This is a genomic window from Methylomonas sp. PHL2-19, assembly GCF_059331595.1.
The window spans coordinates 1,725,974-1,749,221 of record NZ_CP196839.1; the positions used below are offsets into that span (position 1 = coordinate 1,725,974).

Consider the following 23,248-nt stretch of genomic DNA (forward strand, 5'->3'; position numbering starts at 1 on the left):
TTTGTGGCTTGGACTCTTTCCTCAAGTTTTCCTGTTCAGATAGCATTGCTTGATAAGCAGGCCATAGTTTTTCATCACGGTAGTGGAGAAACTCATCGTCTAGATGAGGAGGCGAGCTTAATATTATTGACAATTATGCATTCTCAAGCACCGATTAGTGAATCAACCTTGCTAAATATGGCTATTGATGCAGGTCTGCAGAGAATTGATCAGCAATCTTTAGCGGGCATGTTAGGCGTGTTGCAGAGCATTCAAGTTGTTGAAAATATATAAATATTTTGCGCGGACCTAATTCCACTTCATCTTTGATAGCGTCTGGGCAGTTTGTTATCAGGATTGGCCCTTTTTCAATTAGAATTCATTCTGCTATACCGTCAGTTCAGCAGGGTATCATTGAGCTTTACTCTGCCTATCCGATATTACCCCCAGATACTTTTTGCGACTTTTATATCCGCTTAATTCAGCCTGCGGGCGTAAGACGTTTCTTTCGCAAACAGGTGCTATTTGCCTTTGATCAATTTATTCCCTTCAAGCCTTTACCTTATGCGCAGGCATTTCCATTCTTTGAATGGGGGTTGAATTGGTGTATATCCGGTTACTCACACCGGTTTCTAATTGTTCACGCCGCCGTGGTGGAACGAAACGGTAAAGCATTAATTTTACCTGGTGCGCCGGGGTCGGGTAAGAGCACATTGTGTGCAGCATTAATCAACAACGGTTGGCGACTATTATCTGATGAACTAACTTTGGTGAATCGAGCAACCGGGTATGTTGTTCCTGTGCCGCGTCCAGTTAGTTTGAAAAACGAATCTATATCGGTGATCGCGGATACTTTTCCATTTTGCCAATTCAGTCCTGTTGTTCACGATACTTTGAAAGGATCGGTTTGTCTGATGAAGCCGCCCTCCGAATCGGTGTCAAAAGCTGACCAAACCGCCCTGCCATGCTTGGTTGTATTTCCGAAGTATCGAGCAGAATCATCCTTGAGTTTATCTGCGGTGCCAAAGGCCGAGGCGTTCATGCGGCTGGCGGACCTTTCATTCAATTACAGTGTACTAGGTGCGCAGGGTTTTGAGACCATGGTGGGTCTGGTAAACAGCTGTCAGGCGTATGATTTTATTTACGATGGCGATTTTAACCAAGCGTCTGATTTATTTGTGCAATTATTGGATGATGTACGCTAGAGAGTCGCATGATGCCTGATTTGTTGAATGAATACTTGATGGTCAAGGCGAAGGATGGTACTGACTCGAATGCCGATTGGGAGCTGTTGTTAAGGCAAGCAAGAAGCGCCGGAGTATTGGCCAGACTGGCATTTTTCCAGAAAAAATTTCGATTGTTCAGTCCTCCACAGCCTTTTTATTATCATCTTGAATCAGCCGAGACTTATTGGTTGTCTCAAAAGCGTATCGTCAATTGGGAGCTACATAACCTATTGCAGGTCTTTAAGCTTTTGAATATTCGGTTGATTTTGTTGAAGGGCACCGCTTATTCAGCATCCGGATTGAATGCTGGTTTGGGACGCGTATTCAGCGATATTGATATACTGGTGCCGAAGACTCAGTTGAAACAGGTCAAAGATGCGTTGAAATGGCATGGATGGCTTCCTGAATCGATGGATAATTACGATCAGCGCTATTATGAGCAGTGGATGCATGAATTGCCGCCGCTAAGGCATATTAAGCGTGGGACTTCGCTGGATATTCACCACAATATACTTCCGCAAACCTGCAATTTATATCCTGATGCTGAGTTGTTGCTAAAAGCCGCTGTCAAGATAACCGATACCGATTATTGGGTTTTGGCCCCCGAGGATATGGTTCTCCATAGTGCCAGCCATTTGTTCTGGGGAGGGGAGTTTGAAAATGGTTTGCGCGATTTGAGCGACATCGATTTGCTCCTACGCGAATTTAGTGGCAACGATCTGCGTTTTTGGGAAAACCTGCATCATCGAGCGGAAATGTTGGGATTGGGTAAGCCCTTGTTTTACGCCCTCCGTTATGCCACCAAAATATTGGCAACTCCGGTTCCTGATAGTGTCATTGAGGCTTCTACCATCTACGCGGGAGGCGGAAAAAACCGAGTTATGGACTATCTTTTCTCGCAAGCCCTAAAACCACACCATTCTAGCTGCATGGATAGCCTGACCGGCTTTGCTCGTTGGCTGTTGTTTCTTCGCTCGCATTGGTTAAAAATGCCCTTGTATATACTAGTGCCGCATTTAATCAGAAAGGCGTGGTTTCGGCTGGCTGACAATACTAAAACAACATAAACCATGGCAATCATGTCGAACCCGGCAAGTTGCCAATAGGAATATTCCTTAACCCGTTCTTGACATGAAGATATTACACATATTGGATCACTCCATTCCGTTGCACAGCGGATACACCTTCCGTACTCGTGCGATTCTCGAGCAACAACGCAAACTGGGTTGGGAGACGTTTCATGTCACATCCGCCAAACATCAAGTCGCGGAAGCTCCCATTGAAACCGTTGATGGGCTGACCTTTTATCGATCTGTTATCCCACAAGGTTTAGCGGCGAAATTGCCGGTTTTAAATCAATGGGCCATCGTACAGTCGTTGGCGGAACGGCTGGATGAAATTATTCCGCAGATCAAACCGGACATTCTGCACGCCCATTCGCCCGCGTTGAACGGGCTTGCGGCCTTAAAAGTAGCAAAAAAATACGGATTGCCGTTGGTCTACGAATGCCGGGCATTTTGGGAAGATGCGGCCGTCGATCACGGCACCACCCATGAAGGTAGTTTACGTTACCGATTGACTAAGGCATTGGAAACACATGTTTTTAAGCGTGCCGATGCGGTGACGACTATTTGCGAAGGTCTGCGCCGGGATATCATAGGCCGCGGAGTCGCGGCGGAAAAAATTACCGTGATTCCCAACGCCGTCGATATCGATAAATTTACCTACGGCGAGGCCGCCGAGCCAGATTTGCAAGTAGAGTTGGATTTGAACGGCAAAATTGTGCTCGGTTTTATCGGGTCTTTTTATGCTTATGAGGGGTTGTTGCTATTGCTGGATGCATTGCCTGCCATTATCGAACAGCAGCCTGATGTGCGTTTGTTGTTAGTGGGCGGTGGGCCGCAACAGCAACAAATCCTGCAGAAAATTGAGGCGCTGAGCTTACAGGATTGCGTCATTCTGCCCGGACGTGTCGCTCACGATCAAGTGCAGCGCTATTACAATCTGGTCGATATCTTTGTTTATCCGCGCTTGGCGATGCGCTTAACCGATTTGGTGACACCTTTAAAACCGCTGGAAGCCATGGCGCAAGGCCGCTTGTTGGTGGCTTCGGATGTCGGTGGGCATCATGAGTTAATTCGAGACAGGGAAACTGGCTATCTCTTCAAGGCTGGGGATAAGACAGCTTTGGCGCAAACGGTGTTGGCGGTCCTCGATCAGCAAGATCAATGGGGGCAGGTGCGGCGAGCCGGTAGGCGCTATGTCGAAGAAGAGCGTAATTGGCAGCGCAGTGTCAGTCATTATCAGGCTGTTTACGGCAGGATAATGGCGGGTAACGATGGCCGATAACTCGCCAAGGCTGATTGTTTTCAGTTCTTTGTATCCCAGTCGTGTCAGGCCTAACGCTGGCGTTTTTATTCGCGAGCGCATGTCCAAAGTGGCCGGTCATTGTTCTTTAGTAATCATTTCCCCGGTGCCTTGGTTCCCACTGCAAAGCCTGATTCAATGGTTTAAACCGAATTATCGGCCGCAACCGGATAAATACGAAAATCAAGACGGTATTTCTGTCTATTTCCCGCGCTTTTTATCGATACCCGGAATCGGACGTTCTTGGGACGGCTTTTTTATGGCAATCTGTAGTTTTTTGATTTGTCGTCAATTAAAAAAGAGCTTCGTATTTAATGTGATCGATGCGCACTTCGCATACCCTGACGGTTATGCGGCCACGTTACTCGGGAAATGGTTTAAGGTGCCGGTCACCATCACTTTACGCGGCACAGAGGTGCCGTTGTCTAAAATTCCCAGTCGCCGCCAACGATTATTAAAAGCTCTTAATGATGCCTCCCGAGTATTTTCGGTATCGGATTCTTTAAAGCGGCACGTAGTGGATTTAGGCGCCGACGCGAAAAAAATCCAGGTGGTCGGCAACGGCATCGATACCGCGAAATTTTTTCCTATTGATAAAAAACAGGCAAGGCAACATTGGCAAATTCCTGAAGACGCCCAAGTACTGATTTCGGTCGGCGGATTGGTCGATAGAAAAGGTTTTCACCGAGTGATCGAAGTTTTGCCGGCATTAATCGAAAAATACCCGCGATTGCTATACTTGATCGTCGGAGGCGCTAGTCCGGAAGGCGATATTCGCAGTCGCTTGGAGCAACAAGTTGAAACGCTGAATATTGACCAACATGTGCGTTTTCTTGGGGCTTTGCCTGCAGAACAATTGCTTGGCCCATTATCGGCAGCCGATTTGTTTGTGCTGGCTACTGCCAACGAGGGCTGGGCTAACGTGTTTCTGGAGGCTATGGCTTGCGGCTTGCCGGTAATTAGCACCGATGTTGGCGGCAATCGCGAGGTGGTTGCTGATGAAACATTGGGTACTATCGTGTCGTTTGGGGATGCTGACGCATTGTTAATGGCGCTTGAACATGCTTTGCAACGGCAGTGGGACCGGCAAGCGCTTGTAAATTATGCGGCTGATAACTCTTGGGATAAGCGGGTGGATATTTTGTTGGCGGAATTTAAAAAACTGGTGAGGTCATGAGCTTTTATACGTCTTTTTGTTCAACGGTAATCTTTCCGCTTCACGAAGCCTTAAAAAAGCATAGTACCGTCAAAGTTAGGCGCGGCATGGAGCGCAGTCAGTGGCTAAAACCCGACGAGATTAGGCAGTTGCAATTGCAACATTTACGCGCGTTTCTGCAAGACGTACAAATTCATGTGCCTTACTACAGGCAGTTGTTCGCTAACTTGGGGTTTGATCCGGCGAACCTTGATAGTGTGAAAAAATTAGCCGAGCTACCGTTGTTAAGTAAGCCGGAAATCAGACAGCATCTTGATGAAATGAGAGCGGATGATGCTAAAAGACTCGCACGTTTCAACACTGGCGGTTCCAGTGGAGAACCATTGATTTTTTACATCGGTAGCCGCCGAGTTAGTCATGATGTCGCGGCAAAGTGGCGAGCTACCCGTTGGTGGGGTGTGGATATAGGTGATCCGGAAGCAGTAATTTGGGGATCTCCAATCGAACTAGGGGCGCAAGATAAAATTCGCTTGTTACGCGATAAATTGTTGCGTACACATTTGATTCCGGCGTTCGAAATGTCGTCGGAGAAGTTGGACGGCTTTGTTCGACAAATCCAGCAGATTCGTCCGAAAATGTTATTTGGTTATCCTTCTGCGTTGGCCCACATTGCCAGTCATGCTGAGAAGCGGGGCGTGGCATTGCATAATTTGGGGATTAAAGTGGCTTTCGTGACATCGGAACGGCTGTACGATCATCAGCGGACAAAAATAGAAAGCGTGTTTGCTTGTCCGGTCGCGAATGGTTACGGCGGGCGTGATGCCGGTTTTATCGCGCATCAGTGTCCCAAAGGCAGTATGCATATTACCGCTGAGGACATTGTCGTCGAGATTGTAGACAAACAAGGCCAGCCTTTACCTAACGGAGAGCTCGGTGAAATTGTGGTTACGCATATGGCAACCAGAGATTTTCCGTTTATTCGGTATCGTACCGGCGATATGGGAATATTGTCGGATAAAGTCTGTGCCTGCGGGCGCGGATTACCAGTGCTGGAGGAGATTCAAGGTCGAACCACCGATTTTGTAGTTGCTCAGGATGGAACAGTATTGCATGGCTTGGCATTGATTTATGTCTTGCGAGATTTAGAAGGCGTTGATTCCTTTAAAATCACCCAAGATAGTTTGGATAAAACCACTGTGCAAATTGTTAAAACCCTAAAATATCAAGCGGCTTACGAACAAAAAATCGTCGACGAATTTAAAAAACGTTTAGGACAAGCCGTTACCATCAATATCGAATACACCGATTACATTCCCAAGGAACGTTCAGGAAAGTTCCGTTATGTGATTAGTCACGTCAAGGCATAACTATATCGATCACTATGACAAAATTTGCAGGATGGATGGGGAGCGGTCTCCAGAAAGATGAATCTATCGCTTTGCTGGGGCAAATGACGGCGGCGGATTCAATATTTAATGTTCGGCATGGTCAGAACTTCGCTTTTTCAACCGCTGCGACCGATATGACGGACAGTAATGGGGTGTTGTTGCTCGTCCCGCAGTCCGGTTCGCGATCAGGTCGCTCGCAGAGTTTGTGGGATGCCTATTTAAGTCGCGGTGTCGATTTTTTAGTCGGTTTGCCGGAAGCTGATACCTTGCTGCTTATCGATACCAATCAGCAGCTGCTGATGTTGGCTACCGATCCGATTGGTCTCAGTAACATCTATTACGCAGAAATCGCCGATGGCCTAATATTCGGTTCAAGTGCCGATTTTGTAGTGCGTCATCCTCAGGTCAGTAACGACATTGCGCCGCAAGCGGTATTTGATTACATCTATCTCAACCATTGTCCCAGCCCTACAACGATTTATCGGCAAGTTAAAAAGCTGGAAGGTGGGCAGTGCTTGGTTTATCACAACGGACGAATCAGCTTAAAACGCTATTGGCTACCGGTATTTCGTGAGCAATCCTGCAATTTGCATCAAGCCGGCCTGGAATTGCAGCAGCAGTTAATCGAAGCGGTCAGAAGTATGGCCGATACTGAAGACAATACCGGCGCGTTTCTGAGTGGTGGGCTGGATAGTTCCAGTGTGGCGGGGGCCTTGGCAAAGGTATTTCCAGGCAAGGCGAAAACCTTTTCGATGGGTTTTGACGCTGACGGCTATGATGAAATCGAGTACGCCAATATTGCAGTGCAACGTTTCAACACGCGGCAACACCAGTACTACGTCACGCCCGAGGATACCGTCAATGCCGTGCCGGCAATAGCGGCTTACTATGATGAGCCGTTTGGCAATGCGTCGGCCTTGGCAGCGTATTATTGCGCCAAGTTGGCTAAGGATCATGGTGTTGATCGTTTGCTCGCGGGGGATGGGGGGGACGAGATTTTTGCGGGTAACGAGCGCTATGCCAAGCAAATGTTATTCGAGAGTTATCATCGCCTGCCAAAATTCCTCAGCGCTGGCCTCGAAGCAACATTAAATAACTTGCCGGATGTAATAGCCAAACAGAAACTACCGTTTAAGGCAAAACGCTATATCGATCAAGCGAACGCAGCGATGCCAGACCGCCTCCAGGATTACAATTTTTTGCATAGGCATGCTGCGGCAGACATTTTTCAAGCTGATTTTTTAGCGGAAATTGATACTTCTGCGCCCTTACGCCAGTTTAGGGAAGACTATTGGCGGCCGGAGTCCGCTAGTACCTTGAACCGTATGTTGTATCTGGATTGGAAAAATACGCTCCACGATAACGATTTGGTCAAAGTCAATAGAATGTGCGAAATGGCTGGTGTTGAAGTTTGCTACCCCTTGTTGGATAGACGCATTCTCGACTTGTCTTGCCGAATTCCCTCGAATGACAAGTTGCGAGGGCAAAAACTGCGCTGGTTTTACAAGCAAGCGATGGCGGATTTTTTACCGGAACGAATTATCAACAAGCCCAAGCACGGCTTTGGGTTGCCTTTCGGCGTTTGGCTGAAGGACCATCAGCCGCTTAAGCAGCTGGCTTATGGCGCAATAAATGATTTGAAGCGGCGCGAGTTTTTTAAACCGGACTTTTTGGATCATGCTATCGAGATGCATCAAAGTGTGCATGCGGCCTACTACGGCGATTTAGTGTGGATGTTGATGATGCTGGAGCTTTGGTTTGTCGGTAAGAGTTTGTAGTCAACCATCCCTGAATTATTTAGCGATTTATAGGGGTGACAAAAAACGTCAGTTATGAACAAAAACTACTTTTTTGATAAGGTTGTGGCTACGGGAATATTGCCTTTGTTTATTTGTAAGGGCGTTGTGTAAGGCTTTGAAATGTATCTGGAATAGGCTTAATTTTATTGTTTTATTCTGTTCGGAAGATAATTGGCATGCTATTTGTTAATAAGTCTGAGAGTTTTAAGTTCCGTTCATCATAAAAAAGAAGGTGGTTATGAATAAGCAAATGCAAAAAGTACAACAAGGTTTTACCTTGATCGAGTTAATGATCGTGGTCGCCATCATCGGTATTCTGGCAGCTATCGCGATTCCGGCTTACCAAGATTACACCGTTAAATCCAAGATATCTGAAGGTCCAAGTCTGGCTTCTCCTGCCTTTACGGCTGCCGGCGTGGCATGTAGCGAACAAGATTTGGGATCATCAACAACTACCTACACAAACGGGCATTACGGATTGGCTACATCTACTCTTATCAAAGGAAAGTACGTTAATTCAGTTGTGCTTACATCATCGTCTTCAGCCACTGCAAGTGTATTAATTACATATACGACTATAGGGTCGTCAGTGACGAGTACGACAAACAAGTTAACTTATGTCGGAACATGCACCCAAGGAGCTGGTATGCAATGGGTAATTAGTCCAAGTACAACAGATACAACAGTTACACCAAAATTCCATCCTAAAACTTAATTGATCAATGAGCTTTTAACAAATGCTGAAAGGGGCTGAAAAGCCCCTTTTTTTTAAGGCAATGTTCTGAAATGAAACGCGATTATGATCCCTACAAATGAACTTGGCAGGCAATGGTGGCAAGCAAGTTGGCTAAAACTGGTTTTTTTGTGCCTATTGATTTTAAGCGTTTATGCGCCTGGCAGAACAGGCCCATTTTTGGCCGACGATTATCCGAATATTTTAGATAATACTGGAATAACCCTAAATGGATTGAATAGCCAGTCCTTATTATCGGCATGGAGTGCAAATACGAGTAGCGCATTGAAACGCCCATTAGCCAGTTTAAGTTTTGCATTGAATTATTATTTTGCTGGAAAAAATTTTGATCGAACTGCTTATAAACTAACGAACATAGGTATTCATATACTTAACAGTTTTTTGGTGTTTTTTTTAAGCCGCTTATTGATAGCTATCGCCGCGCCTAGCTACCCGGCGCAAAAATTAGCTTTTCTATCAGCCCTAATTTGGGCCGTTCATCCATTGCAACTAACCGGAGTTTTGTATGTGGTGCAAAGGATGACCAGTATGGCCTGCTTTTTTATGTTGAGTGGTTTTTTAGTTTTTCTTAGGGGCCGCTTAAATTTAGAAAAACCTAGTGGAATCGTGCATATGGCGGTCGGATGTTTCTTTGGTGTTACGCTAGGGGGGTTAGCAAAGGAAAATTCGCTGCTACTGCCATTGTTGATTGTCGTCTGTGAGTTGACGCTAATGCCGGCAGTCTCTGAGCGGGCGCTTCGAAATAAAATTTACAGTTACTATGCTATTACCGTAGTCATTCCTATATTGTTTTGTGCTGGTTATCTGTGGAAGCATCCTGAGTATATTTTGAGTGGCTATCAGTTCCGTGATTTTACGTTATTAGAACGAGTCATGACTGAGAGCAGGATTTTGTTTTATTACCTTGGTTTGTTGTTCTATCCAGACAATACCCAGTTAGGCTTGTTTCATGATGACTTTTCGTTAAGCAAAGGTTTGTTGGAACCTGCGAGCACATTGCTATCAATGATTGGCATTATTTTTCTGATAGTTGTTGCACTTAACAACAGTCTCCGCAGAAAAATACCCTTTCTAAGTTTTGGCATCCTTTGGTTTTTTGTCGGCCATAGCATCGAATCTACTATTTATCCGTTAGAGTTGATATACGAACACCGTAATTACTTACCTAGCATTGGCATTGTTATTGGTGGTGTGGTCTCGGTTTATGAGATTTTTGTTAAAAGAGTAAGCGAGTGGATGCTTAATTCGCTTTATGCCTGCATTGTTATTAGTTTGGCGCTTGCTACTTACGCTCGCTCATCAATTTGGTCCAGTCTGGACAGTTTTAGTTACTTCGAGGTGCGCAATCATCCGCAATCAGCACGGACCAACAGCGTTTACGCAAATAGTCTTGAGTTGAAGCATGGGCCTAATGTGGAAACCTACAACCACTATCTCATTGCCGCGCAACTAAATACCTTTGAAGTTTCTACATTATTGGAGGTCTTTATGGAGCTCAACAGATTGATCTACTATCACGATGTTAGTAAAGATCAGCAAAATATTGCGTTACCTCAATCTTATGACGCGCCACTTGTTCTTGATAGTAGCTATATGGAGGCTTTGAAAGGGCGTATTCATGAAGAGATACTGCGACGGATAACGGCAAAAACATATCCACTTCGTACTATGCTCGGTCTACGCAGCGCCGCGAACTGCCTGATTAATGGTGACTATGAGTGCAAAAATATCGCTGAAAATTTAACGGATTGGATTGATGCGGTGTTAGCCCAACCCAGTTATTTTGATGTCCCGATGATTTATCTGATCAAGGCAAAGATTTATTTCAATCAGGGGGATGCGGCCCGCGCACTTGAGTTTGTAGATAAAGCAATTGCCCTGTCTCCTGAAAGAATGTATTTCTACGCGGAAAAAGCTTATTTATTTGTAACGCTCAACGAATTCGATCATGCTGAAAATGTGATTCGACATGCGGAAAGCCTTGGTAATGCAAACGGGTTTGATGCTCAGGAGTTCCAAACGCTTAGAGATGCAATGCATCGCAAGAAATTAGTTGCTGTGCCGACGACGGCGCCGCAATGAGACCAACAGATATTATCCAGCAGCCCCAATTCAAATTCACTAAAATACCCGCATAGATTGTCAATCCAATTTGCTAGGATTAGCCTAATGCTATTCTAGTTTGAGCAAGTTGCCACCAACAGCCCTTAAAGCCTGGGATTATGCGGATACTCAATATCGTCTTCAAAAATATCAATTCACTGGAAGGTGAAGGCCGAGTCGATTTCGACCAGGGACCTATCGCCGACAGCGGTGTGTTTGCTATCACTGGCCCTAACGGCTCCGGTAAGACCAGTATCCTTGATGTGATTACGCTAGGCCTATACGGAGAAACTTTTCGTTTCGACAAGCCTGCAGAACATGTAATCACCAAGCAGGCAAACGATAGTTATGCACAGGTTGAATTTGCTTTGGACGGCGAGAGGTTTCGTTCCTCATGGCAGGTAAAACGGCCTGCTGACGCAAATCAAGATCAGGTTTTACAGCCGGAAATGAGCTTGACTAAGTTAAACGATGATTCGGAGTTACTCGCCAGGACACCAAATACAGTACGGACCAAAATTGCCGAATTGACGGGCATGGACTTTCATAAATTCAGCAAATCCATGGTTTTGCCGCAGGGCGACTTTGCGGCTTTTCTAAATGCGCTGGATAGCGAGCGCATGGACATTCTGGAAAAAATCAGCGGTACCCAGATCTATGTTGAGTATCGGCAGCGGACTGAAGGTAACTTTCACACATCGCTCAGTCGTTTAACGCAACTACAACAGGATATTGATCTGATTCCTTTACTCAGTCCGGAAGCCTTGCAAGCCGGCGAGCATGACTTACAGGATTTCAAGGATCAAGTTGCTGAGTTAAAAAACCAACAAAAACAGTTGCAACAGCAGCTACTGACAATCGAAAACATTCATTCGCTAGAAGGGCTCCAAAGACAACTTCTCGAACAGTCAAAGAAAGTTGAAGCGCAAATTAAGCTGTTACAAGACGATTTACAGAAAATTGCCGATTTTCAGCAAGCGACGCAGTTTCGCGAAGAAGTAATTTTATTGGATGGTAAGCAGGGACAGATTGTCCAGAGTCAGGCGACCTTGGATGCTTATCGTCAGGAGCTGAATGCGCTACAGCGCCAACTTGGTGAAGATGTCAGTAACGCAATCGTCCCAAGCCTGAACGGTAAAAGCGTAGAGGAGCAAAAACAGGCTATTGATGCGCTGAAATTGAAAGTGGGTGATCTGAAGCTGGAGTTGCCGCGTGAAGCCGAACTGGTGCAGAAGCTGCAACAGCAATTGGACGAAAGAAAGGCCAGTCTTGCGGAAATAGACGGCTGGTTGCAAGATCATCAGGTGGATGCTAGTTTGCAGTCTGACTTTCCCGACGTGGTGCAGTTACGTAATCTTCGGACAGAACTGGTGGAGTTGGCCGGTAAGCAGAAGACTCAAGCCAATTGGACTAAAAACACGACTGCGGCGCTGAAAAAAAACCAGACTGCTTTACGCGATACTAAAACGGCGGTTGCCGATTTGAATGAGCGTATTGAAGCTGCACGTAAAACCCTACTGGAGTTGGCGCAAGGTAAAAGTTTCGAGGAGTTGAAGGAGTTACTGGTAGAGCAGCAAACACGGGTCAATGATTTTCAGGAACTGCACTCGCTGGCTGCGGTTAATGCCAAATTTACCAAAAAAAGTTTTTTTAGTTGGTTCTCTCGTAATAAAGCGCCGGAACTGCCCGATGAGACTCGCTTGCAAGCCAGGCTGGATGCCCTGCGAGACGAGATGGACCGTGAAGAGAATATCGGCAAAGCCTTGGAGCAAGCCGTGCTGAATGAGGCATTGCTGAAAAAATTTAGCGGTGATCGCGGCAAGTTGGTTGATGGTAAACCGTGTTTTTTATGTGGCTCCTTAGATCATCCCTATATTTCTAAACCGCCAATCCAAACCAACTCTAAAAAAGCCTTAGTCGATCAGCGCGGCAAGATGCAGGCCTTAAAAGCGGCTATCGATAGTGTCTCCGGGCAGTTGGCAGTGGCAAAAAAGCAAGGTAGTCAATTGTCAGCTCGGCAGCAAAGATTGCAGCAAATGCGCTCGCAATGGTTGGTTTTGAGCAACCGTTTAAACGCCGTCAGTGCGGAGCTGGACATCAATAATTTGTCTTTGCAAAAACGCTTGTGGGACGCAGAAGCCCAGGAGTTGGAGAAAATCAAAAACCTGGTCAATGATCACGCGCAGTTACAGCGTAATGTGGCTAAGTGGACGGCCGAGCTAGAAGCCAAGCACGCTTTGGTAGAAAAATTAACGGCGTCGGTGGAGCAACTTGATGCCACTTGGCGTAATCGGCCTCAGGAATACATCGAATCCGAACAGCTTTTCGCTAGTCGTACGGCGGAGCAAAAGGCGCTTGTTGATAAACTGGAAAAGCAGTTGGCTTTATTGGGTGAGAAGTTACCAGGAAAAGGCAAAGAAAATATAGTCTTCGATAAGCTCAATACTCGGCGCCAGGATTACCAAATCCGCGAGTTACGTCAGAAGGGCTTGCTGGAGGAAGTTGCTAGCTTGCAAGATAGACTGCAAGCCAGCCAAGCAAAAATAGCCAGTTATCAGGAGCAGACGGCTGACGCTTTGACTAGCTTGCAAACGGAAGAATCGCTGGGTTTGCATTTAGTTATCCTGGAGAAGCAAAAACTCATCGTCGAATTGGAGCGGCAAATAGCCACCCAGCAACTCGAACTAGATGCAATGCGGCGAGTTCTAGCTAATAAAATTGCGGGTGGCGTTTTTGCTGATGTCGATAGTTTACGGTCGGCTTTAGAGCTGATCGATAGGCGGGCGGAAATTGAGCAAAAGCTGGAACAGCAAAATACGCAATTGGCAGCAATCGGCGAAGAACTGGCTAAACTGTCAGCCGATTTACAAAATGAATTGGCGGTTATGCCGGCCAATTTAAACGAAGCCGATCTTTTGGGAATGCAACGTCAGCTATCCCAGAAAATCGATATAGCCGAACAAGAAGTAGCTACGTTGGAAACTAAGCTGGATAAACAGTCAGCTTATCAAGAAAAATATCAGAGCCTTCAGGCGCTTTTGGCTGAGCAAAGGGTGATACACGCGCAAGCCGAAGCGGAAATGAAGTTGATTAACGACGAGCAGGGTGGTTTCCGGCGGCGTATTCAACAGTTGTTGGTGGATAATTTGTTGTCGCAAGCCAACCGGATTTTGGAAAAACTAAGCGGACGTTACTATATTCGCAGTTTGGCTAGTGATAATGGTTTGGCGTTAGAGGTTGAAGATACCAAACAAAAAAATCTACGGCGATTGCCGAAAACCTTGTCTGGCGGGGAGAGCTTTGTGGTCAGTTTGGCTTTGGCCTTGGCGCTAGCTGAGATTGCCAACAACGGTAAGGCGATCGATTCACTGTTTCTGGATGAGGGCTTTGGTAATTTAGATGCGGAAGCCCTGTATCTGGCAATGAGTGCCTTAGAAGGCTTGAAGACTCAAGGGAAAACGGTCGGTGTAATTTCCCACGTCGAAGGGGTAAAAAAGCGCATTAAAACGCAGATTGAATTGGTAAAAAAAGCCAACGGTATGAGTGAGTTGAAGATGGTTGCTTGATCTGACGGTGGAGTAGGTGAATGCTCCACCACAAAATTAAGTAATTAATTGCTGGGGCGGAAGGCTTTGCCGTAGGTGGTTTCCGCGTTGAAATTGTCCCAAACATATAAAGGATAGACGATGGGCTGCGTAGGGATTGGCGAGGAAACCAAATCCAGCACGCCGACGCCGATTCTTCCTCCCATGTTCAATAACCCTTTAAAAGTCCCGCCGATAAAGCCGTAAATAACATTGCTTTGATTATTGATTAAAATAATGTTTTTCGGTATTTCCAGGGAAGATGTGGTGATGTTGGCGAGGCCGGTAGTCAGTTTTCGCCCGAAGGTTTCGCCATAGGTTTCGGCCTCTTCCGCTAGGCTTGGCAAGCTGGTCATTAGAAAAGCTGCGAATAAAACAGTGGTCAGGGCGCGAGTATTTCGATTCATAACTGATCCTGTATATGAGAATGGATTTGAGAATCTGTTGGTCGAGTCGGATTTACCGCTTCGACCGACAATCGCTCGAAAGTATAGCAGAGCCCTGAACTGTTTACTTTTTCAACGCCTTGGCAAATGCACTGCTCATGCTGTTCTGTAGCGCGGGTTGTTGTTTGGGTTTATGAGCAGTTTTTTGCGGTTTTTCTTTTGGAATAATCTCACCGGCATCCACGTTTTTTCGCATGCTTAGAGAAATACGCTGGCGTGCTACATCCACTTCCAGTACACGTACTTTTACCATATCGCCGGTTTTTACGACGCTACGCGGATCTTTAACAAAGTCGTCCGCCAGGTGTGAAATATGCACCAAACCGTCTTGGTGTACGCCGATGTCCACAAAAGCACCGAAATTGGCGACATTGGTCACGACGCCGTCTAAAGTCATGCCGGGTTCAAGATCGGTAATTTTCTCAACACCATCCTTGAATTGTACGCTTTTAAACTCCGGACGCGGGTCGCGGCCGGGTTTTTCCAGTTCCTGCAAAATATCCGAGACGGTGGGAACGCCAAAATTGGCGTTGGCATAGTTTGCCGGATTCAGGCCGCGTAAAAACTGGCTTTGGCCGATCAAGTCGCGGATTGATTTGCCCGTATCATCTAGGATTGCATTGATCACGGGGTAGGCTTCTGGATGTACGGCAGATGCGTCTAGCGGGTTGTCGCCGTTCATGACTCTGAGAAAGCCGGCGGCTTGTTCGAACGCTTTATCGCCTAGGCGCGGCACTTTTTTCAGCTGATTGCGGTTCGCAAACGGGCCATTCGCATCGCGAAACGCAACGATGTTTTCGCTGATGCTGCTGCTAAGTCCGGATACTTGTTTCAGCAAAGCTACCGAAGCTGTGTTTACGTCTACGCCGACCGCGTTCACGCAATCCTCTACCACGGTATCTAGCATACGAGCCAATTGCACTTGGTTAACATCATGTTGGTATTGACCAACGCCTATCGATTTTGGATCGATTTTCACCAGTTCCGCCAGTGGGTCTTGTAGCCGGCGGGCTATCGATACTGCGCCGCGTAATGAGACGTCGAGGTCTGGAAACTCCTTGGCAGCCAGTTCCGATGCCGAATATACCGACGCGCCGGCTTCGGAAACTGTGATTTTTTGAAAATTAAGGTCTTTATGTTGCTTCATCAAGTCTGCAACCAATTGATCAGTTTCCCGAGAAGCGGTGCCGTTACCGATACTCACCAGTTGTACTTGGTGCTGCTTGATCAATTTAGCCAGAACTGCTATCGATTGATCCCACTGGTTCTTAGGTTGATGTGGGTAAATGGTTTCTGTGGTCAACAGCTTGCCGGTTGCGTCAACCACAGCAACTTTGACACCTGTGCGAATGCCGGGGTCCAGGCCCATGGTCGCTTTGGGACCTGCTGGCGCCGCCAGCATCAAGTCGCGCAAATTGCTGGCAAACACTCTAATGGCTTCTTGCTCGGCGGCTTCGCGCAGTCTCAGCTTTAGATCCATATCGATACGGGTAAATAATTTGATTTTCCAGGCAAAGCGGGCGGTTTCGGCCAACCAGGCATCGGCGGGTTTTTCTGTGTCTTTAACTTGAAGGCGTTGACTAACGAATTGTGAACATAACTGATGTTCTTCTTGATCCAGTTCCGCCGGTTTCAGGGTTAAGGACAGTAAATCCTCGTTACGACCGCGGAACAAGGCCAAGGCACGGTGCGACGGAATCTTATTGATCGCTTCGCTATAGTCGAAATAATCCTTGAATTTGGCTGCCTCTGCTTCCTTGCTGGTCACGACGCTAGCGTGCAGGATCCCCTTATTCCAAACACGTTCGCGCAATTCAGCAAGTAGTTCGGCATCTTCGGAAATACGCTCCATGATGATCTGACGGGCGCCCTCCAGGGCCGCCGCGACATCCGCGATACCTTTTTCAGCATCGATATAGCTAGCTGCGATTTGTTCGGGGATTAGGTCGCGATTATCCAGGATGGCGTCGGCTAATGGTTCAAGACCGGCTTCGCGAGCAATTTGCGCTTTGGTGCGGCGTTTAGGCTTGTAGGGTAGGTATAGGTCTTCCAGAAGCGTTTTGGTGTCGGCGTCGAGTATTGCTAGTTCCAGTTCCGGGGTGAGCTTTCCTTGCGAGCGAATGGTGTCGAGAATTGAGTCGCGGCGGCTGTTAAGTTCCCGCAAATAAATCAATCTTTCCTCAAGATTTCGCAATTGCGTATCGTCCAGGCCACCGGTGACTTCTTTGCGATAGCGGGCTATGAAGGGCACCGTGGCGCCATCGTCCAATAGGGCGGCTGCGGCGGCGACTTGTTGCGGCTTAACTGAAAGTTCTTCGGCAATGCGTTGGATAACGTCCATCTGTAGCTAAAATAAAATTGGTATAAAGGCTCAATTCTACATTAGCGTGGGTTCTTGAAAAAGCGAACTATCAGAAATGGAGTGAGAAACTTGCAGGCACAAAAAAGGCGCCAGCTGAATTTTCAGCTGGCGCCTAAATTGCTAAGCAAAAATTATTTCGCTTGGCTTAAAACGTCGTTATTAAAATCTTTATGCTTTGCCAAAACTTGGGCTTCAGCTTGGGCAGAAGTTTCGCCGCTGTATTTGAGATGTTTGGTTTCATCCGCTTTCAGCAAAACGACGCCAGCAATAGCAATTGCAGTAACAACAGCAACTACAGTAAAGGTATTGTCTTTTTCTTGTTCAGCCATTTTTATAATCCTCATCTTGTTGTTGTAATAATTAGCCCTAAACGGGGCAACTCGAGTTGTATGTCGAAATTAGTATTATTGTTGGTCGACGGTGCATTTTTTACACTCAAAACTGTTTTGTGTCAAAACAATATTTTTGCGATTATTCGTTTTGATTGATAGGTGTTTTATTTTTCTAATAAAATCAATTAATTATGGGCTTTTCTTTTGGCTGAAAAGTATCCGGTTTTGATGTGATGCTGTTGCTGCGTATCTGTTTCGGCGCGGTTTGCTATGCATTTATGCCGTATGCCCGAAGCTTGCATTGCGGCGGCAAGTTTAGAAATATTGCGGGAAATTCCTATCGTTTGTCGAGTGTTCTGCGGGGCGATGAAGAGAAAGGAGGTATGGTTAACTTCGGCCATCGTGCAGGTTGCATGGTAGGATTGGAATTTGAATCTGGCAGTCTGTTTGTTCTTACGGCGTTGTGTTGTTCGAATGGAGGCGGCTCGAAAATAATCTTTAGCTAAATTTGGGGTACTCATGCTTAAACACATACATCTTCTTTTCGTGGCAGTTTTGGTCGTCAGCTTTATTGGGCGAGTGGTGCTTGCCGAGCTAAAGCCAGCCCTGTTGGAGCAGAAATGGCTAAAAATTGGTCCGCATGTTATTGCGAGTTTGGTCTTGTTGACCGGATTTGCCTTGGTTTTCCAAGGAGATTGGTTGTCAGCAGAATTTGCTTGGATTGTAGCCAAGCTATTGATGTTGATAGTTTACATTGGCTTGGGGATTGTGGCGATTCGCCAATCGGGACGTTCGCGATGGTTGGCTTTTGGTGGCGCATTGATTTGTTTGTATTACATCTCCAAGGTTGCTGTGACTAAGCAGGTTTTTTTCTTTTTTTAAGTGTTGTTCTATGCGTTGGGGTTTGCCCGCGAGGCCTTGTGTTTCTTAGAGAGTAGATAAATTTGGCTTGCGAAAAATAGTTATTGACAGATTGTGAAATTTGTAGGCTAACGAAAAAAGCTTGTCAAAGCGTTTTTATTCGGATAACCTCAAACCTCCTGTCAATACTCAACGTAAGGAGGGTAGGATGCGAAAAACGAAATTGACGGCAATATTATTGCTTTCAGCGAGTCTAGCGTCTTTTAGCTCTGTAGGTTTAGCGAAAACAGAAAGGAACGGTTTTCTTTCCCTTGAACAAAGCGGCGTCGCATCGTATTACAGCGACAAAATGCATGGTCAGCGGACAGCAAACGGTGAATTTTATGATAAAAACGCATTAACTGCGGCTCACGCGAGCTTGCCGTTTGGTTCTTTGGTGCGTGTCGTTAATCTTAGTAATAATCGTAGTGTCGAGTTGCGGATAAATAGCCGCGCTCATAAAGCCAATAAGCGGCTGCTTGATGTGTCCAAAAGGGCGGCCAGCGAGCTTGGTTTTATCCAAGCAGGCTTGGCGAAAGTCAAACTTGAAGTTCTGCGTGTAGGCGACGCCTAAGTTGCCTGTAGCGATGTAATTCGGTCTACGGACCGGATTACATCGTCCTCGCTTATTCTGAAATCTCTCAAACTTACTTGTTAAGCGGTTTCTTTAATCGCTTTAAAACCGATGTCTGTTCGGAAATACACATCCTGCCAGTTGATTTGTCTGCATAGCTCGTAGGCTTTTTCCTGGGCTTGAGCGATGCTGTCGCCCAATGCACACGCGCATAATACTCGGCCTCCAGCGGTGACTACTTGGCCTGCAACTTGTTTGGTGCCGGCATGAAACACTTTAAAATCGTCACCAATATTGCCCGGTAATCCGCTGATTGGATGGCCTTTGGCATAGTCGTCGGGATAGCCGCCGGCTGCGAGTACGACACCCAATGAAGGGCGTTCGTCCCACTCGGTGGTCGTATGATCAAGTTGTTTATCTATGGCCGCCAGACAAAGTTCAACCAAATCGCTTTTTAAACGCATCATGATCGGTTGGGTTTCCGGATCGCCAAAGCGGCAGTTGTATTCCAACACTTTGATACTACCGTTCTTGCCTATCATTAGGCCGGCGTAGAGAAAGCCGGTATATTCGTTACCGTCTTCACGCATGCCTTGCAAAGTGGGCAAAATTACCTCATCCATGACGCGCTGGTGAATCTCCGGTGTCACGACAGGTGCGGGAGAATAGGCCCCCATGCCGCCGGTGTTGGGGCCTTGATCGCCGTTGTCGCGGGCCTTGTGATCTTGAGAGGTGGCCATGGCCAAGGCATGCAAGCCGTCGGCGATAACGATAAAACTGGCTTCTTCGCCATCCAAAAATTCTTCAATCACCACCCGGTGCCCGGCCGTGCCAAACGTATTGCCGGCTAACATGTCTTGAACCGCGGCAATTGCCTCTTGTTCGGATTGGGCGACGACTACGCCTTTACCGGCTGCCAAACCATCGGCTTTGACAACGATGGGTGCGCCATTTTCGCGAATATAAGCGATTGCCGGTTCAACTTCTGTAAAACTTTCGTATGCGGCTGTGGGGATGCCGTGGCGGATCATAAAATCCTTACAGAAGGATTTGGAGCCTTCCAACTGCGCGGCTTGAGCAGTCGGCCCGAAGCACTTCAAACCAGCGGCGGAAAATCGGTCAACGATGCCTTTGACTAAGGGTACCTCCGGTCCAATTATGGTGAGCTCTATGTCTCGGGCTTGAGCGAAACTCAATAAACCTTCGATATCGTCGGCCTGAATATCTACATTGTTTATGCCGTGTTCCAGGGCAGTGCCAGCGTTACCAGGCGCAACGTAGACGTTGCCGGCTTTTGCGGATTGCCTGACTTTCCAGGCCAAGGCGTGTTCTCGGCCGCCACTACCTACGATCAAAATGTTCATATAAGGTTGTCCCGTATTAATGTCTGAAATGCCGCATGCCGGTCAACACCATCGCGATATTGTGTTCGTCGGCGGCGGCAATCACTTCTGCATCGCGCATCGAGCCACCTGGATGAATAACTGCGGTTATGCCGGCCGCCGCGGCCGCGTCGATGCCGTCGCGGAACGGAAAAAAGGCGTCGGATGCCATGACCGAGCCCTGCACCGTTAAACCTTCGTCGGCGGCCTTGATGCCGGCGATTTTTGCCGAATAAACTCGACTCATTTGTCCGGCGCCAATGCCGATGGTTTGGCCGTTTTTGCCGTAAACGATGGCATTGGATTTAACAAATTTAGCGACTTTCCAGACGAATAATAGGTCCGCCAATTCTTGTTCAGTTGGTGCGCGTTTGCTGACTACTTTCAAATCGGCAGCGCCAATCTTGCCGGTATCCTTGTCCTGAACTAATAAGCCGCCTGTGATGCGTTTAAAATCTAAAGCTGATTCATGGGTATTTGTCCAATAGCCGGTTTCCAGAACCCGGACGTTCTGTTTTTTAGCCAACGCCGCTTGCGCACCCGCTGATATGGCCGGCGCGATGATCACTTCGACGAACTGGCGTCCTGCGATTTCTGCAGCAGTCTTTTCGTCCAATTCGCGGTTGAAAGCGATAATGCCGCCAAATGCGGAAGTCGGGTCGGTCGCGTACGCCAGATTGTAGGCGTCGAAAATGTCACCGCTTACCGCAACGCCGCAAGGATTGGCGTGTTTGACGATCACGCAGGTTGGTTGGTCGTTAAACGCTTTGACACATTCCAATGCCGCATCGGCGTCGGCAATATTGTTGTAAGACAATTCCTTGCCTTGTAACTGTTTGGCAGCGGCTATGCTGCCGGCGGGTGGATTTTTTTCACCATAAAATGCCGCGTTTTGATGGGGATTTTCGCCGTAACGCATGCTCTGCAGGCGGTGGAATTGCAGATTTAGAGTTTCCGGGAAATCGCCGCTATCGACGACTTTACTGAGGTAGGCGGCAATCATTGTGTCGTAACGCGCGGTATGCTCGAAGCTCTTTAGCGCCAATTTAAAACGGGTGTCGTGGCTTAGGGCGTTGGCATTAGCTTGTAACTCGGCCAATATTTTCGGGTAATCGACTGGATCGACAACGATAGCCACGTCGTTATGGTTCTTGGCTGCGCCCCGGATCATGCTCGGGCCGCCAATGTCGATATTTTCTATCGCGGTTTCCAGGCCGCAATCGGGTTTTGCGACGGTTTGTTCGAAGGGATACAAGTTGACTACCACCATATCGATGGCTTTGATGCCGTTCTCGGCCATCACTGCGTCATCAATACCGCGCCGACCTAGAATGCCGCCGTGAACTTTGGGATGCAGGGTTTTAACGCGACCGTCCATCATTTCCGGGAAGCCGGTGTAGTCGGAGACTTCGGTAACGGCAATATTATTGTCGGCTAGCAGTTTAGCCGTACCGCCGGTGGATAATAGCTCGATGCCCAGGTGGCTGAGTTCTCGGCAAAATTCCAGAATACCGGCTTTGTCGGAAACGCTGACCAATGCGCGGGTCACTTTTTTATTTATGCCCAAAGTGGGATTCATGCAAACCTCAAGAAAGGGTAAAAAGAAGGGTTGGAAATTAACCTATGCCGTAATGTTCAAGCTTTTTGCGTAAGGTGCTGCGGCTGAGGCCGAGGATGATCGCGGCTTTGCTTTGATTGTAATCGCAGTGTTTCAGCGTGGTTTCCAATAAGGGTCTTTCCACTTCTGCTAACACCAAATGGTATAAGCCGCTGGAATCGTGCCCGTTTAGGTGGGCGAAATAGTCTTCGACGCAATGACGGACATGGTCAGACAGCGTTTGCTCGCTGCCGGTGACTTTATGTGTAAGATGTTTTCCCATCTAGGCGGCTCGTGGTGTCAGCAAATTGAAAGAGGCGTTGACGAGCGCGAGTTGCCGCGCAGCGTGTTGGGCTTGGTTAATTGCAGTCTTTTGGTCGGCAGGCAGATTGCCGAGATGATCGAAATACCAGCCGATGTGCTTGCGGGCGATTCTAACACCACTGTCGTTGCCATAAAAACTGTATAAATTTTCCAGGTGCCGGTTGATAACGGCTTTGATGTCGGTCAAGCTAAGTGGTGAATATGTCGTGTTGCTGAGATGGGCGACTAGGTCGTTAAATATCCAGGGTTTGCCTTGCGCCGCTCGCCCTATCATCACCGCGTCGGCTCCCGTATATGCCAATACCTCACTGGCTTTAGCGGGGCTATCGATATCGCCGTTTGCGATAATCGGAATACTGATACTTTGTTTGACCTGTTTGATGGTGTCGTACTCGGCATGTCCGGTAAATTTACAGGCTCGGCTGCGCCCGTGGATGGTGAGCGCTTGAATGCCGCAGCTCTCAGCAATTTTGGCGATGCTTGGCGCGTTTTTATTATCTAAGTCCCAGCCAGTACGAATCTTAAGGGTTACCGGAATTTCCACGGCATTGATTACCGCGTCTAAAATTTTAGCCACTAATGACTCATTTTTCATTAGCGCTGAACCCGCCGCCACTGAGCACACTTTTTTTGCCGGGCAGCCCATGTTAATGTCGATAATCTGGGCGCCTCGGTCCTGATTCAATTTGGCCGCTTCAGCCATTTGCCGAGGGTCGGTACCCAAAATTTGCACCGAGCGCAGGCTTATGTCGCCGTTGTAATCGAGCTTTTTCAGGGTGCGCGGGTGGTGCTGCAAGCTGCGATTTGAAATCACCATTTCCGACACCGTGAGCCCCGCTCCAAATTCGCTGCAGATTTGCCGAAACGGCGCGTCTGTAATGCCCGCCATAGGCGCTAGTAATACTGGTTTGGGAAGTTCGTAAGGGCCAATTCGCATGAAAAGCCAAGCTAGTCGAAAAAGGCGGCAAATGATAC

Annotated in this window: 20 protein-coding genes; 12 read left to right on the forward strand and 8 right to left on the reverse strand. The window is 47.4% G+C overall.

The window, feature by feature from the left end; all coding sequences use genetic code 11:
• Positions 1 to 3 precede the first annotated feature (3 nt).
• The 10 genes from ACR02O_RS08220 (at position 4) to ACR02O_RS08265 (ending at position 14,338) form a co-directional block, all read left to right on the forward strand.
• Positions 4 to 273: a hypothetical protein gene (locus ACR02O_RS08220; protein WP_458136854.1), complete on the forward strand. Its 270-nt coding sequence runs from the start codon at positions 4 to 6 to the stop codon at positions 271 to 273.
• Positions 274 to 278: 5 nt separating this feature from the next.
• Complete coding sequence (locus ACR02O_RS08225) at positions 279 to 1,184, forward strand: HprK-related kinase A (protein WP_458136855.1); 906 nt, start codon at positions 279 to 281, stop codon at positions 1,182 to 1,184.
• A gap of 8 nt (positions 1,185 to 1,192) precedes the next feature.
• Positions 1,193 to 2,272, forward strand: a complete 1,080-nt coding sequence (locus ACR02O_RS08230) for a nucleotidyltransferase domain-containing protein (protein WP_458136856.1) — start codon at positions 1,193 to 1,195, stop codon at positions 2,270 to 2,272.
• Positions 2,273 to 2,336: 64 nt separating this feature from the next.
• The gene (locus ACR02O_RS08235; protein ID WP_101054732.1) at positions 2,337 to 3,554 is read left to right on the forward strand and encodes a TIGR04063 family PEP-CTERM/XrtA system glycosyltransferase; all 1,218 of its coding nucleotides are present in this window, start codon (positions 2,337 to 2,339) and stop codon (positions 3,552 to 3,554) included.
• 79 nt (positions 3,555 to 3,633) lie between these two features.
• Complete coding sequence (locus ACR02O_RS08240) at positions 3,634 to 4,749, forward strand: glycosyltransferase (protein ID WP_494523183.1); 1,116 nt, start codon at positions 3,634 to 3,636, stop codon at positions 4,747 to 4,749.
• A gap of 236 nt (positions 4,750 to 4,985) precedes the next feature.
• Positions 4,986 to 6,095, forward strand: a complete 1,110-nt coding sequence (locus ACR02O_RS08245; RefSeq protein ID WP_240618100.1) for a phenylacetate--CoA ligase family protein — start codon at positions 4,986 to 4,988, stop codon at positions 6,093 to 6,095.
• A gap of 155 nt (positions 6,096 to 6,250) precedes the next feature.
• Complete coding sequence (locus tag ACR02O_RS08250; protein ID WP_494523184.1) at positions 6,251 to 7,894, forward strand: asparagine synthetase B family protein; 1,644 nt, start codon at positions 6,251 to 6,253, stop codon at positions 7,892 to 7,894.
• Between the two features lie 271 nt (positions 7,895 to 8,165).
• A complete protein-coding gene (locus tag ACR02O_RS08255; protein ID WP_494523462.1) occupies positions 8,166 to 8,630 on the forward strand; it encodes a pilin in 465 nt (154 codons plus the stop codon).
• A gap of 84 nt (positions 8,631 to 8,714) precedes the next feature.
• Positions 8,715 to 10,751, forward strand: a complete 2,037-nt coding sequence (locus ACR02O_RS08260; RefSeq protein WP_494523185.1) for a tetratricopeptide repeat protein — start codon at positions 8,715 to 8,717, stop codon at positions 10,749 to 10,751.
• 140 nt (positions 10,752 to 10,891) lie between these two features.
• Positions 10,892 to 14,338 carry an AAA family ATPase gene (locus ACR02O_RS08265; protein ID WP_494523186.1) on the forward strand — a complete coding sequence of 1,149 codons (3,447 nt, stop codon included), beginning with the start codon at positions 10,892 to 10,894 and terminating at the stop codon, positions 14,336 to 14,338.
• Positions 14,339 to 14,382: 44 nt separating this feature from the next.
• Here ACR02O_RS08265 and ACR02O_RS08270 read toward each other — a convergent pair whose 3' ends face one another.
• The 4 genes from ACR02O_RS08270 to ACR02O_RS08285 all read right to left on the reverse strand — a co-directional run bounded on the left by ACR02O_RS08270 (position 14,383) and on the right by ACR02O_RS08285 (position 18,017).
• Entirely contained in the window at positions 14,383 to 14,763 is a 381-nt protein-coding gene (locus ACR02O_RS08270; RefSeq protein WP_033155672.1) for an exosortase system-associated protein, TIGR04073 family, read from the reverse strand.
• A gap of 103 nt (positions 14,764 to 14,866) precedes the next feature.
• Positions 14,867 to 17,143, reverse strand: coding sequence for a Tex family protein (locus ACR02O_RS08275; protein ID WP_458136863.1), 2,277 nt, complete (start codon positions 17,141 to 17,143; stop codon positions 14,867 to 14,869).
• 152 nt (positions 17,144 to 17,295) lie between these two features.
• The gene (locus ACR02O_RS08280; protein ID WP_033155670.1) at positions 17,296 to 17,493 is read right to left on the reverse strand and encodes a hypothetical protein; all 198 of its coding nucleotides are present in this window, start codon (positions 17,491 to 17,493) and stop codon (positions 17,296 to 17,298) included.
• Between the two features lie 188 nt (positions 17,494 to 17,681).
• The gene (locus ACR02O_RS08285) at positions 17,682 to 18,017 is read right to left on the reverse strand and encodes a hypothetical protein (protein WP_494523187.1); all 336 of its coding nucleotides are present in this window, start codon (positions 18,015 to 18,017) and stop codon (positions 17,682 to 17,684) included.
• Here ACR02O_RS08285 and ACR02O_RS08290 point away from each other — a divergent pair.
• Positions 18,016 to 18,378 (forward strand): SirB2 family protein, encoded by a 363-nt coding sequence (locus tag ACR02O_RS08290; protein WP_458136865.1) that lies wholly within the window; start codon positions 18,016 to 18,018, stop codon positions 18,376 to 18,378. The two genes, ACR02O_RS08285 and ACR02O_RS08290, sit on opposite strands and share 2 nt — an antisense overlap.
• A 187-nt stretch (positions 18,379 to 18,565) precedes the next feature.
• Positions 18,566 to 18,970, forward strand: coding sequence for a septal ring lytic transglycosylase RlpA family protein (locus ACR02O_RS08295; protein ID WP_064010231.1), 405 nt, complete (start codon positions 18,566 to 18,568; stop codon positions 18,968 to 18,970).
• An 80-nt stretch (positions 18,971 to 19,050) separates the two neighbouring features.
• Here the strand turns inward: ACR02O_RS08295 and purD are convergent, their stop codons facing one another.
• Genes purD through dusB form a run of 4 tightly spaced genes read right to left on the reverse strand, consistent with a single transcriptional unit; the run spans position 19,051 to position 23,210 of the window.
• Positions 19,051 to 20,334 carry a phosphoribosylamine--glycine ligase gene (gene purD / locus ACR02O_RS08300; protein ID WP_458136866.1) on the reverse strand — a complete coding sequence of 428 codons (1,284 nt, stop codon included), beginning with the start codon at positions 20,332 to 20,334 and terminating at the stop codon, positions 19,051 to 19,053.
• A gap of 16 nt (positions 20,335 to 20,350) precedes the next feature.
• Complete coding sequence (gene purH, locus ACR02O_RS08305) at positions 20,351 to 21,931, reverse strand: bifunctional phosphoribosylaminoimidazolecarboxamide formyltransferase/IMP cyclohydrolase (protein ID WP_494523188.1); 1,581 nt, start codon at positions 21,929 to 21,931, stop codon at positions 20,351 to 20,353.
• A gap of 37 nt (positions 21,932 to 21,968) precedes the next feature.
• Positions 21,969 to 22,232, reverse strand: a complete 264-nt coding sequence (locus ACR02O_RS08310) for a helix-turn-helix domain-containing protein (protein ID WP_020485063.1) — start codon at positions 22,230 to 22,232, stop codon at positions 21,969 to 21,971.
• Positions 22,233 to 23,210, reverse strand: coding sequence for a tRNA dihydrouridine synthase DusB (dusB, locus tag ACR02O_RS08315; RefSeq protein WP_494523189.1), 978 nt, complete (start codon positions 23,208 to 23,210; stop codon positions 22,233 to 22,235).
• Between the last annotated feature and the right edge of the window lie 38 nt (positions 23,211 to 23,248).